Source organism: Paraburkholderia sp. RL18-101-BIB-B (assembly GCF_046026985.1).
Taxonomy (GTDB): Bacteria; Pseudomonadota; Gammaproteobacteria; order Burkholderiales; family Burkholderiaceae; genus Paraburkholderia.
In genome coordinates, this window is record NZ_JARESV010000042.1 from 60,845 (window position 1) to 72,890 (window position 12,046).

Genomic DNA, 12,046 nt, shown 5'->3' on the forward strand with positions numbered 1-12,046 from the left:
TCAGCAGGCAACGGCCATATGAAAGTGGTCGCGCATGATCGGCACCGCTACCGATGCGATACCCAGACCCACCAGCACGACCGAGAACGTCTTGGCGATATTGCTTTCCGAGTTTGCAACGGCAACGCCACCGATCACGATCAGGATGATGCCGATGCCGTAGAGATACGGGCCGCTGATGAGGTTACTGATCGTGCAGATGATGTCCGTCAGCCCTGTAAGCGACGAAAAGTCGCCTGCAGCCATCGCTGCCGCCGACGCGACGCTCAGAAGCGCGCCGACGACCATTGGTTTGCCCGGTCGCAGCTTCTTCGCGACTGCTGCGGCGGTACTGAAAAACTTTCCTTGCTTCATTTGATGCTCCCGTTAAAAAACGCGACGTAGGTCATAGTCGTTGTTGTGAAAGCCTCGGATTTCGAGGATTTCGGAGACGTGGCGCATCTCACCCGTGCGTTTGAAATGCACCACGTAGTTAAAGCAGTCGGCGATGTTTTTGCGCATGTCATCAAGCTCCCAACGTGAACCGGTGGGAATGCCGAGCATTGCAAGGCTTTCAAGACGGCTGAGTGCCGTGCGGGCGTTGTTCGCGTGTAGGGAAGCCAGACCGCCGTCGTGGCCCGTGTTCAGTGCCTGAAGCAGGTCATAACCTTCACCGCCCCGGACTTCGCCCACGATGATGCGATCGGGCCGGAAGCGCAGACACAGCGCGACAAGCAGCTGCGTCGTGACATTTGTGTCGGCATTGGAGAGCAGGCGCACGCGGTTTGGAACCTGGACCTTCAGTTCCATCGTGTCCTCGATCGTGATGACGCGCTGGTCTTCCGGGATAACGCCCACCAGCGCGTTGAGGAATGTGGTCTTGCCCGCGGACGTGCCGCCGGCGACAAGAACGTTCTTGCGCGATTGCACAAGGGCCTTCAATGCGCGCATGAGCGATTCGTTCTCGATGCCTTCCTCGAACTCGATGGATTCAGCCTCTTCCGGTCGCGCATGCGCTGCCGAGAACGCGCCCATGCGCACGTAATCGTCGAGCGACAGCTTCGTCTCGCGGTGCTTACGGATGCTTAGTGCGTGCCCGTCGATGGCGGTGGGGTTCATGACCGCCGCGATACGCAGGTTCTTGTGACCGGCGTTGATGATCCCCTTGTCACTGCCCGCGTGTGCCGACTTGTCGACCGATGACGCGAGGGAATGGATCGCGCCTTCGAGATGCTCGGGGCGCAGATCCACATTCACCCGCGACATCACGCCTCGGTGCTCGATCCAGACGTTGCGGTGATCGTTGACCATAATTTCGGCGAGGTCCGGCGCTTCGAGCAGTTCCTTGAGCGGGTTCAGCGCGTCGAAAAACATTGCGACGGCCTCCGCCTTCAGCGGCTGGAGCTTCAGTAGGGGGTTGTCGTCGAGTTCCTGCATGCGCGGCTTTGTGGGCGGTCTAACATGCGACTATTGTTCTCGCTGGCCTCACCAAGAAGGCTTCAAAAGGGACACGAAATAACGCGGCTTTCACCGGTGCGACAAGCTGGAGCTGATGTGCTCCCGCTGCCGCAACTGAGAACTTAACGACCTCTGCGCGGCGGTTCCCGTGTAACGCGTTACGGATGAAAACCCGGAAAGACCCCCAAAAACGTATAGCTTTTCCGCCTCACCGTCGCGATAACTCGTGGTTTGGCAAGCGCCGCTGGCGAATCGGGATAGGGGCAGGCCTCACGTCCCGACCCCTCCCACACCACCGTGCGTACGGGTCCGTACACGGCGGTTCGGATCAGTTAATCCGCGAAGGACCCACCGACGGAAGACCCAGTGACCGGAAGTAGCGATTAGACAGGGCCATGCTCAGCGCCGGGCTACAACTGAGACGCCATGCACTGTGTGGCGAGCCGGCCGTCTGGGCGGCAAGGTGACGGCTCACGCCCCGCGCAACCAGTTCCTGGAATCGGGTCCGGCCACGCTTCCACTGCGTCCAGAGGAAGCAGCGGATACGACGTCGTATCCATTCATCCAGTTGCTGGAGTACACGAGGCGTTTCGCAGAAACCAAAGTAGCCGCGCCAGCCTGCCAGATAGCGTTTCAGCGTGCCGGTCATCTGATCGACGCTGACCCCGCGCGTGCGTTGAGTCAATTCCCGGATTCGCGCCTTGAAGCGAGCCAGCGCCTTGGGCGCGATGCGCCGCCTGACCTGTGCCTGCGCCGAGAAGGTAAATCCCAGAAACTTGCGCGTGTGTGGCCGCGCGACCGCACTCTTCGTCTCGTTGACCTTCAGCTTCAGCCTACCGGTGAGGTAGGCCTTCAGCCCCCCCATCACCCGCTGGCCTGCGCGTTCGCTGCGTACGTAGACGTTACAATCGTCGGCGTACCTCACGAAACGCAGCCCGCGTCGCTCAAGCTCCCGGTCAAGATCGTCGAGCAGCAGGTTGGATAACAACGGTGACAGCGGACCACCCTGGGGTGTCCCTTCGTCCGTTGCACCAACCAGTCCGTGCTCCAGCACGCCCGCCGTCAGGAACGAGCGGATCAGCGTCAACATCCGTTTGTCGCTGACACGCTTTGCTACCCGGCTCATCAGGATATCGTGGCTTACGCGATGGTGGGTAGAGACGGGCCTTGAGGATTGTCCTCTTGTACCCGTCCCCCCTCGCAGAACCCGCCGTGCGGAATTACCGCAACGGGCTCCCCAGGTTGCACTCATGGGAGGCGAGTCATACCGTCGCATGGCGTGTCGAGCCCGCCTGAGGTAGTTCGAACCAGGATCGACTCTTAAGGTAGCTCCAGTACATACGATGGCGTTGACTGCGCCGTCGCAGGGTGCGAACCCACTGTAGCTGGACCTCCCGACGGATGACGTCGAGCTTCCGTTGACAGTGGTGCAGCCCGAAGTACTGATAGAAGCCGCGCAACATCGTCGTGAGTTGACGCTGCTGATCCCGCCGCTTCCAGTGCCTGTGCCCTTTGAGCCATTCCCTGGTTTTGGCCAGGAACTTCCGGCAGCTTTTGACGCAGGGAATCCGCACCAGGGCAAACTTGCCACCCCGGTCAACTCCGCACACGTGTGTGAAACCCAGGAAGTCAAACTTGTCTGGCTTCTCGCCAGTCTTCGCCAGGTCGGCCCGGACAAAACGCCCGAACCGCATCAGCCGCGTCTTTTCTTCAGCCAACTCCAGACCGAATTTCCCGAATCGATCAGTCAGGCTCTTCGCGAACCTGTCTGCGTCGCTCCGATATTGGAAGTTCACCACAAAGTCATCCGCAAACCTCGTCAGGTACGCCTCGCCCTCGCACATCCTCGTGGCCTTCTTCTCGAACCAGAGGTCAAGCACATAGTGCAGGTAGATATTTGCCAGGATCGGGCTGATTGGCCCGCCCTGGGGCGATCCTTCTTCCGTTCGCGTCACGACTCCGCCCGCCATGAAGCCCGCGTTCAGCCATTTGCCAATCAGGCGCAGGATGACCGGGTCACCTATTCGGTGAGCCACCATCTTCTGGAGCCATTCATGCTGGATGTGGTTAAAGTATCCACGGATATCGGCCTCGTACAGGTGACCGACCTTCTTCGTGACGATGATCCCGCGCAACGCCCGAAGGGCGTCGTGGGGACTACGCCCCGGTCGGAATCCATACGAGCATTCCAGGAAATCCGCCTCGAATACCGCTTCCAATATCCGTGCGACCGCCCTCTGCAGCAGCCGGTCTTCGACCGTCGGAATACCGAGCGGTCTCGTACCGACCTTGCCAGGACCCTTCGGGATCTCCACCCGACGTACCGGGGGAGCCCGATAGGCCCCTTGCTTCAGGCGCCCGCACAGGTCTTGAACCCGTTTGTCGAGGTCCTGTTCAAACTCCTTCGTCGTCTCGCCATCAATCCCGCTCGCACCCCGTCGATTCATCTGCTTCCAGGTTTCCTTGAGGAACTCCGGTGTGAGCAGATGCGCCAGCGAGGTAAAGCGCAGCTTCGGCTCTGACTTTGCTTTTCCCGCGATCTGGTCCAGTTGTGTGGACATCCTTCTCCTACCTCTGCGTGCAGGGAATGTTTCCCCGGACCAGCAACTCAACCTGCCCCGCCGCTTCCCCATGTACGCGGCTTTCCCGCGCTCCGAGTACTACCAGCGAGTCCGACTTCCACCGTCGCGTTTGTCTCTCTCAGGATGGTCCTTTCGATTGACATACTCGGTCCGAATGCGGCCAGACCAAGACGGCGGTGGATCTCCCAGGTGCCATGACGCTTCCATTTCTGTCCATGCCGTGCTCTCAGACCCCGCCGGAGTCTCCAGCGACCATCGCCATTTGCGGTCGCCTACTGTTGCCTTCCAGGTTTTCGACCCTGTCGGCCTCCGGATGTATAACGAGGCTCTATCGCTTCACTTGCGTTACGGCCTGGACATCGCTCTGTCTACGCTTAACTCATGTCGTTACCTTCATGAGCCCAAGACTCGATTCCCGGTGAGGTGGCTCGTCCCCTTTCCGGGGCGGGAATTTCACCCGCTGAAAGCGCCGGGCTTAACCTGGCGCACCGAAGAATTTCTCGAGATCCAGGTCTACAACCCAGCGATGCCCTGCCTGGATATAACCCTGTGCGCGTTCCACAGCCTGATGCGCCGAGCGTCCCGGACGGAAACCGTAACTGGAGTCCGAGAACGTCGGGTCCCACTGCCTTTGCAGTACCTGCAGTACCGCCTGCTGGACGAATCGATCAAGCGCAGACGGAATGCCGAGCTTGCGCGCGCCACCTCCGTCCGGTTTGGGTATCTCGACCCGTCTCACAGGTTGCGGTTTGTACGTGGCCGCTCAGCAGCGTGGCCCGGATCGACGGCCAATGCTCCCGCAGGTACGCCGGTAACGCCTGAACCGTCATGCCGTCCACGCCCGGTGCACCCTTGTTCGCTTTCACACAGCTTCAACGCCTGCTTCAGGTTCTCCCTTTCACAGACTTCTTCCATCAGTCGGTCACACGCCGACGGGCTTTCAGACTCGGGGTTCGCCGCCATAGGTTCAGCCCCTCGATCAACGGCGTGCGGGGCTTCACCCCTCTCTCCGTCATCAAGGACGCGATGCGTTTTCTGCTGCGCTCCCATGTCGAGTTCTCCGGCTTACTTGCCGCTCCTTTCCGTTTGGGCCTTCAGGCGTCGCCGCCCTACTATGTCCGCTGCTGACTCCTGCGCGGCGATCAACGCCCCTTGCGGTTCGTCCAGTCCTGATTCCAGGACACCGCGCAGGCCTCCCGAGGTAAGCTCAACCGCCTTCACCACACACCTGCCAGATCTACCACCCCGGACCTTGATGGTTGTGGACTTCGCGATCATTTGCTCGCTCGTCCGCCCGGGTAGGCCTCATATCTGATTTCTGTTCGTCAGGTCATGGCTTTGCTACACGCTTCCTTCAGACCCCGCCTCGCGACGACGCCCTTGCGTTTCACTAGTCCTTCGCCCCATCAGGCTGGACAGGGGACTTGCACCCCCAAGCTGTTGCGCATGCTCGGCGCACAAAAAAAACCCGGCACGAGGCCGGGTTGGTTGAATGAGCTTGGAAACGATCAGCAGATGACCTCGACGGTTTCGCCGAATGGCGCCCGCCGTGCCCGCGCGAGCGGCGTAGTCGACGCCCACAGCACCGGATAGTGCGGCGCGGCAGTCGGAAACCTGCCGTCCATGTCCGTCAGATAAACCAGGAAGGTCGGATTGATCCCATCGGCCGCAACGCGATCGAACGGTTCGGTGAATGCCGTACCGCCTCCACCGCGCACAGGTTTGATCTCCGGCGAGTCGCCCCGCTCGAAAATCTGCACCTGCGTGACCCGAGTGTCGCAATCCATCACGACCAGCCGGGCGGGCTTGAGCGTGTGAAAAACCGACAGGATCTCCGCATCGAACTGGGCCTGCGTCTCGTCAAATACCGAGCCGCTGGAGTCACGGACGAAAACCACGTCGCCCACCGCCGGCGTGTGCAGCGAGGGCAGATAGAACCCCAGATGCAGATACCGACGATTCGGCTGGGCGAAGCTGTAGTCCGTCGGCGATGACTGCTGCGCGAAGCGATGAAGCACCGCGCGCCAGTCAACAACGGGCCGTACTGCCTCGCCAGCCATCGCCTGAAGGTCTCCCGGCAGCTTGCCGCGCATCTTCGCCGCTTTCGCGGCCTGCACGACAGCAACTTTCCACTCGGCCTCCTTCACAGGTTTGTCAGTCCCCGAGTACTGGCGGACCTCACCGCACGATGAACCAGCAGACGGCTCTGGATCACCCTGGCCGTCACCTGCCTGCGGCTGTGGGCCGCCACCTTTTCCGGCCGGCCCTGACGACTGGCCATCCGGTTCAGGTTGCTGCTGCGGTTGCGACTGCTGATCGGATTTAGGCTGCTGATCAGGTTTGGGCTGTTTCTGCTTTGCCTCCTGCGTCAGCGCGCCATAAATCTCTTCAACCGACTTTCCAGCAAAGCGTGCGTCGTTCAGCGCGCCCCTTGGCAACACAAAATCCGACGAAGTGAGAATCGGAGTGATGGCGTATTGGCTCGAGTCGCTCCACCGACCGGCTTCTCGCGCGCCCTGACGCCAGCAATGACCGTTGGCCACCTGCATGACTTTCAGCGCCAGCACGCCCCGCAGTTCAAGGTCGCTCAACTTATCGACATATTCGGGGTTATAGCCCAACGATTCCCCGTCTACCCAGCATTCCTTGGTCGACCTGTCTTCAACCATTTTCAGGCGCAATGCGAGCGACCCGAAAAACGGTTGTGACAGAACGAGCTCAGTTCGCTGTTTGGCAATGCGCGGATGGACCGCGCCATTGCCAGCTACCGTCACGGTGCGATCCATGAGCGCCCCCTTAAGCAACGAGGCGCAGCTGCGCGCTGTGGTCCGCGGGCTCGATCTCCGTTTCCGGAGTGATACCCATGAAAGCAGCCATCAGCCCCTCGATCTCCTGTGCCTTGCTGGCCACCTGGGACCGCAGGACATTCGACTCCTTCAGATCCGCACCCGTGTGAACGGCGAGATGAGTCTTCGCCTGATCAAGGATGTGCGTGAGCTTCGGATCGTTGGAGAAGTTGAGCTTCGGCAGCAACGCGCACAGGTCGCGCACGTTGTTGGCCACGTCCAGACGCACGTTGCCCGTCGCATACAGCCGCGACGCCATCTGCGAAACGGCCGTATACATCCGTTCGACGAGATCCTCGTTCGCGGTCGCGATCGACGCCAGCACGTGCTCATCGAGTTCGCTTTTCAGCGTCGTCAGCACGTCCGCAGGCAGGTCCACGCCGAACTGGCTGGCATCCGGAAAGGGCAACACAGCCATCTTCACGCCAAACTTAGTCGACAGTTCCGCGAGGGTCGGATAGTCCGCCTCGTTGAACAGGCCGTTCAGTTCCGCGCGAGCGCGCTCCTTCAGGTCCAGGTAGTCGGTGAGGAATACGGATACCGCCAGATCGAACTCGTCTTTCAACGAGCGCATCTTGTCGGCGAATTCCATGTAAATCATCGTCGGCAGCAGGCGCACCCCGAGCTGGTCGTACTTCAACGAGTGGTCGTAGAAGTATTTCCGGATGCGGCCGGCAATCGTTACCACCTCCTGGAAACTCGGAGAGTTTTCGGGTAGCAGGCGTTTGTTAAATCTGCCGATGCCCTTTGCATGATGCTTGTTCTCGACTTCTTCGGTGGCCTTGCCGTCGAATCGACGGGCAACCCACGTGGAGATCGTGACCGAGCAGAGCATGACTTTCGACTGGATGTTGGTGTTCATGAGAAAACTCCGTATAGAAAATGAATGGATGAGACGAAAAAAATGGCCCCGCGTGTCCTCGCGGACACGGCAGAGCCATGAGTGATGAAGCTGAGAAAAAAGTGGAATGGAACGGCGGATCAGTCGCCCTTGATGATTGCGCCGATCTCGCCGCCCTGCGCCCGGATAAAGGCGTAGGAGTTGGCGATTTCCGGCGTGCGCTCCAATGCGTCACGCACGAGTAGCGCCGCGAATTCGCGATGCCCCGCTTCGATCATGCGTTCCGTATAGGTCACGACACGATCGAAGTTGGCTTCCGTCGCGCGTGCAGCCAGAGCGGTTGCGATGGCGTAGAGCGTCGACGGCGTCTGAGGGATCATCGCCTTATCCGGCGTAGCCAGAAGCGCATCGGGGTTCGGCAGTTCTCGGTAGATCTGCAGGAAGCTGACGAGCTCCGTTGCAGCACCTTCGCCCACCGATCCCGCATGCGAGATGTGCTCCAAGTGTTTCGGCACCACGCCCATCGTCTTCGCGATGAAACCCCAACTGCGGGGACTCGGCGTGTTTTCGATATCGCGTGACGTCTTCTGCACCGAAAGCAGGTCCGGACGGAATCGCAGAAAAGCGATAAGTTCGGGCGGCACGTTGTTTCGCACAGCCCACTTGGTCCAGCCGTCGATCGTCGCTTCCAGCTCGACCACCGTTGCGAAGCGCGAAATGACGGGATCAAGAATCCCCGTCACGCCCGCGTTATCGGTCCGGCGGTTTGTCGCCGCAAGAAACGTCACGTGCGGCGGCAAGACGTGTTCGCCGATACGGCGGGCGAGCAGAAGTTGCATCTTGGCGGCCTGAACGGCGGGCGAGGCCTGCCCCAGATCGTCCAGAAACCAGATGAGCGGACGTCTCGCCTTCATCGCGCGTTCGAGATCACCGAACGGCAGGAACTTCGCGTTCAAGCCGTCTGGCGCCGGAAACGGCAACCCTTTCGAGTCCGTCGGATCTTCAACAACGGGATGGCTGATGAGCAGTTCGTGATCGGTTGCGTGCGCGACCTGCTCGACGATATCGCTCTTGCCGATACCCGGGCGACCGGTGATGAGTACCGGCAGACGCTTCGGGACGTACAGCGAGAGCAGTTCGGTCAGTTGTGCGGGCGTAACTTTCATGATGGCTTTCCAGAAAAGAGAAAGCCCCGAAAGGACTACGCCCTTAGGGACGTGGTCCCTGTGGGGCGAGAGAAAAATGCCGACGTGTCGGCGAGGTCGATGCGTCAATGACGCGGGAGATGACACTCAGTGTAGGGAGCGAAGCGCGCGTGCAATGCCCGAATGGTCGCGTTTTCATATGGGCTTACGCCCTAGGCGTCACGGGCAGGCCGAAAAAAACCCGGCGCGAGGCCGGGTTGTCGGAAAGGAGTGATTCGAGCAGATCAGGCGTGGTGAGCCACCTGCGTCCGGGCGAACACTGCCGGATGCACGCTGGCGGCGGCACGCGTCGCCTGATGGAGCTCGATGACACGTTGGCGGGCCTGCGGTGAGCCGGCCGATTCCCACTCTGCCTGACAGGCTTCGTCATAGCCTGCCAGGGCGAAGATGGCGCGCCGACGGGTAGCAGCGCGCACGCCGACCAGCTTGATACCGAACACTTCACGCACCGTCTGCTTGGCGACGCGATTGCGATCGTCAGGGCAGTCCATGATCTGCAGCAGGTAATGCACATCGCCGCTGTCGATCGCGTTCGACGTCTCATTGCCCAGCATGAACGTTTCCCGCCCATGCTCGAGAAGTGCAATCTGCGTCTGCTGATTGACCGTGCGTTGAGACATCCGCCCGGCCGCACGCTCCTTTTTCAGGCGGGCGATCGATGTGTCGCGCCGGTTGTCCGCCATGTTCTGCCGGTACACCTCAGCGAACTTCGAGACAGGCGTTCCGAGCGGCTGGGGCGTCGCATACCGGTCAGGCAGGTTGTACGCCTGAACGAGACCGTGATGGAACAGGAGATCGTCGACCTCCTCAAACGTCGGGGAGTTCGGCGCCAACCGCATTACCAGCGCGAGCAGCGCGGCGTTCGCCGAACTGATTCCGCCCTTCTCCTGACGCATTACACTCACGAGCACGCGAACCTTGTGCGGCGACATCGCCCCACGCAATTCCGGCACGTCGACCAGCACCCTGCCCCAGCTCATGTCAGTCGTGAACCGGTCCGGCAACTGGCGATACTCCTCCAGCACCGCCTCGGGAACAGCCCAGCCTTCCGCGAGCGCATAAGCGACGTGGACTTCGTGCCGCCCGTTTCGATCCCGCGTGCGCCCGTACTCGGGCCCCGCATAGCGAAAACCGAATCGCCGCTCGCATTCCTGCTGCAAAAGTTCATGGAGGTCGAGGCGACCCCGGCTATCGGCTGCAGCCTCGATCTGCTCGGACGAGAAGATCAATCTGGGCGTGGACGTGAGGTCGAACACGTCGTAGAGCAGCTTCCAGTGGGAACGCCGGATTTGCCATGCGGCCTGCAGAACGCCGTTCGGTCGGAAGTACGCGCCGTCGATTTCGTCGACCAACGAGAGGAAAACGTCTCGGGCGGTGCCCGGGCGGCGCACCGTGAGCGTGCCGTTGTGACGGATGGCCTGAACCGCCTGGCCGCTGTGCTTCAGAACGATGTCCGAAGATTCGAGGGCTAGGAAGCGAGGGTCGGTCCGGAAGACTGCCAATACTTCGAGCAGTGTGGCGAAGGGGAGAGTAAGACCAGCGAAGGAGAGTTGATACACGATTGCTCCGGAAAAAACGAAGCGGGCAATCGTTCCCTGTCGGGGCCGAGTGCCCGCAGAGGGATGAGTTGGGAATGCGTCTTACGACGCTGAAAAAAACGGGTTACGCGACGTCGATCGCACGGGCAATGAAGCGAGCCAGTTGCCAGGCCTGATCGGCGACGAACACCTTGGCGCGCAGCAGCGGCATCACGGCATAACCGCGGCCGGCCACATCCGGTATTTCGGTACGTGATATCCAGTCGACGTGAACGATCCAGCCTTCGGATCTGCCAATGTCAACTGAGACAGCCACGCGGTTCCAGACACTGTCCGCAGGCCACACCCTGTCCATGCGTGCACCGCTGGTCGCTTCGTTGGCATCGTCCAGCATGTTTGCGGCTACGAGCCATTCCGGCTCAAGCTCCGTGCTGCGCAGCACCTTGCAGAGCATCGAGCAGACATCTCCAACAGTCTTGCCTTCGACGTCCAGCCGGTCACCGCACGGAAACGCGTCAGCGCGTGCGCCGGCGATAGCGCCCACCACGGCTGCGTTGCCGGTCGCGGAGGCAACGGGCTGCTGGTATCCCACAGGCTTCGCAAATGCATTGTTCATTTTTTATCTCGGAAAAAGAAAAACGCGCTCGAGGGCGCGTTTGATCGTCAGGAAAGACGAAAAAAAACCGCACCCGAAGGTGCGGCTATACCTGTTTGACGCGGCCTCAGGCCATGTCGTTAATCACGTTTGCCCCAAGCGCGCTCATGATCGCGTTTGCGACCGTTGTTGTTTGTCCAAAGAAAGAACGCTTGCAATGGACACGCCCACGACGAGAGTGATGAGGTTTGCAACCAATTTCACTTGCCCCAGTCACGTTCGCGGTCACGCTTGCGGCCGTTGTCCGCGGACCACATAAGGAAACCAGCGATTGAGAGCCCAAAAACGAGCGTGAAGATTGTCGCGCCCATTTCATTCTCCTTTCATAATGTAAAGACCGGCATACCACAATACTACCCCAAGCCCGCCCAGCGCGAGCGTTCCAAGTAGCGTCTGGGTGTCCCAGCCGCTCGTTGAATGGGCGTAGCCTACGGCGCCGCCGATAGACGCTGCGGACAGCGTATGCGCGAAGCGACCATTCTGGAGGCGTTGCTCCTTCGTTGGAGAGGCAATTGCCTGAAGCAACTGGCGCGCCCCGGAATCCGCCTCAGGTGAAATCGTCACTTTAAAAGAGTTGTCGCTCTCGCTTTCGACGGGTACGACCACGCCCTTGTACTCCAGCGTGAACGACGGGGAGCACTCGGTTTCATCCATTGCATTCATCAGCGAATGCAAACGCGGAGGCAGCTGTACATGACCCGTATCCGGGTTAAGCATCACTCGCTCCGTGATTGTCGTACCGCCGGTGTATTCAACCTTAACCTTCGCAAGTTTCATCGGCGCCCCGCTGAAGAGGTGTCGATGCCACCAGCCAGGCGAAGCCCGTCGAGGAACGACTGATAGCCACGCGTCGTCTCGATCTGATCCAGCGGCACGTAGTTTTCACCGCCACCGGTAAGGTCGGAGCGACCGCGGCGCGTGCGGAAGCTCAGCGCAACCGGC

The 12,046-nt window shown here is 60.5% G+C and carries 11 protein-coding genes; all 11 read right to left on the reverse strand.

The window, feature by feature from the left end; genetic code table 11:
• The 11 genes from P0D73_RS36100 to P0D73_RS36150 all read right to left on the reverse strand — a co-directional run bounded on the left by P0D73_RS36100 (position 1) and on the right by P0D73_RS36150 (position 11,881).
• Positions 1 to 354 carry a TrbC/VirB2 family protein gene (locus P0D73_RS36100; protein ID WP_408256069.1) on the reverse strand — a complete coding sequence of 118 codons (354 nt, stop codon included), beginning with the start codon at positions 352 to 354 and terminating at the stop codon, positions 1 to 3.
• Positions 355 to 366: 12 nt separating this feature from the next.
• Positions 367 to 1,416, reverse strand: coding sequence for a TadA family conjugal transfer-associated ATPase (locus tag P0D73_RS36105; RefSeq protein WP_408256071.1), 1,050 nt, complete (start codon positions 1,414 to 1,416; stop codon positions 367 to 369).
• 349 nt (positions 1,417 to 1,765) lie between these two features.
• A complete protein-coding gene (locus P0D73_RS36110) occupies positions 1,766 to 2,641 on the reverse strand; it encodes a group II intron maturase-specific domain-containing protein (RefSeq protein WP_408256160.1) in 876 nt (291 codons plus the stop codon).
• Between the two features lie 58 nt (positions 2,642 to 2,699).
• The gene (ltrA, locus tag P0D73_RS36115) at positions 2,700 to 3,998 is read right to left on the reverse strand and encodes a group II intron reverse transcriptase/maturase (RefSeq protein WP_408256072.1); all 1,299 of its coding nucleotides are present in this window, start codon (positions 3,996 to 3,998) and stop codon (positions 2,700 to 2,702) included.
• A 496-nt stretch (positions 3,999 to 4,494) separates the two neighbouring features.
• Positions 4,495 to 4,758: a reverse transcriptase domain-containing protein gene (locus P0D73_RS36120; protein WP_408434976.1), complete on the reverse strand. Its 264-nt coding sequence runs from the start codon at positions 4,756 to 4,758 to the stop codon at positions 4,495 to 4,497.
• Between the two features lie 769 nt (positions 4,759 to 5,527).
• Positions 5,528 to 6,805 (reverse strand): vWA domain-containing protein, encoded by a 1,278-nt coding sequence (locus P0D73_RS36125; protein WP_408256073.1) that lies wholly within the window; start codon positions 6,803 to 6,805, stop codon positions 5,528 to 5,530.
• A 10-nt stretch (positions 6,806 to 6,815) separates the two neighbouring features.
• Complete coding sequence (locus P0D73_RS36130) at positions 6,816 to 7,727, reverse strand: hypothetical protein (protein WP_086916698.1); 912 nt, start codon at positions 7,725 to 7,727, stop codon at positions 6,816 to 6,818.
• A gap of 119 nt (positions 7,728 to 7,846) precedes the next feature.
• The gene (locus P0D73_RS36135; RefSeq protein WP_088176867.1) at positions 7,847 to 8,872 is read right to left on the reverse strand and encodes a P-loop NTPase family protein; all 1,026 of its coding nucleotides are present in this window, start codon (positions 8,870 to 8,872) and stop codon (positions 7,847 to 7,849) included.
• Positions 8,873 to 9,135: 263 nt separating this feature from the next.
• Positions 9,136 to 10,470 (reverse strand): hypothetical protein, encoded by a 1,335-nt coding sequence (locus P0D73_RS36140; RefSeq protein WP_408256074.1) that lies wholly within the window; start codon positions 10,468 to 10,470, stop codon positions 9,136 to 9,138.
• 103 nt (positions 10,471 to 10,573) lie between these two features.
• Positions 10,574 to 11,065, reverse strand: coding sequence for a hypothetical protein (locus tag P0D73_RS36145; protein WP_408256076.1), 492 nt, complete (start codon positions 11,063 to 11,065; stop codon positions 10,574 to 10,576).
• Between the two features lie 351 nt (positions 11,066 to 11,416).
• Positions 11,417 to 11,881 (reverse strand): hypothetical protein, encoded by a 465-nt coding sequence (locus tag P0D73_RS36150; protein ID WP_408256078.1) that lies wholly within the window; start codon positions 11,879 to 11,881, stop codon positions 11,417 to 11,419.
• Positions 11,882 to 12,046: the final 165 nt, after the last annotated feature.

Bases quoted from the DNA above. Each gene is read 5' to 3' on its own strand.
- P0D73_RS36125 (WP_408256073.1), bottom strand. From the start codon at position 6,805: ATGGATCGCACCGTGACGGTAGCTGGCAATGGCGCGGTCCATCCGCGC.
- P0D73_RS36145 (WP_408256076.1), bottom strand. From the start codon at position 11,065: ATGAACAATGCATTTGCGAAGCCTGTGGGATACCAGCAGCCCGTTGCC.
- P0D73_RS36135 (WP_088176867.1), bottom strand. From the start codon at position 8,872: ATGAAAGTTACGCCCGCACAACTGACCGAACTGCTCTCGCTGTACGTC.
- P0D73_RS36130 (WP_086916698.1), bottom strand. From the start codon at position 7,727: ATGAACACCAACATCCAGTCGAAAGTCATGCTCTGCTCGGTCACGATC.
- ltrA (WP_408256072.1), bottom strand. From the start codon at position 3,998: ATGTCCACACAACTGGACCAGATCGCGGGAAAAGCAAAGTCAGAGCCG.
- P0D73_RS36150 (WP_408256078.1), bottom strand. From the start codon at position 11,881: ATGAAACTTGCGAAGGTTAAGGTTGAATACACCGGCGGTACGACAATC.
- P0D73_RS36105 (WP_408256071.1), bottom strand. From the start codon at position 1,416: ATGCAGGAACTCGACGACAACCCCCTACTGAAGCTCCAGCCGCTGAAG.
- P0D73_RS36100 (WP_408256069.1), bottom strand. From the start codon at position 354: ATGAAGCAAGGAAAGTTTTTCAGTACCGCCGCAGCAGTCGCGAAGAAG.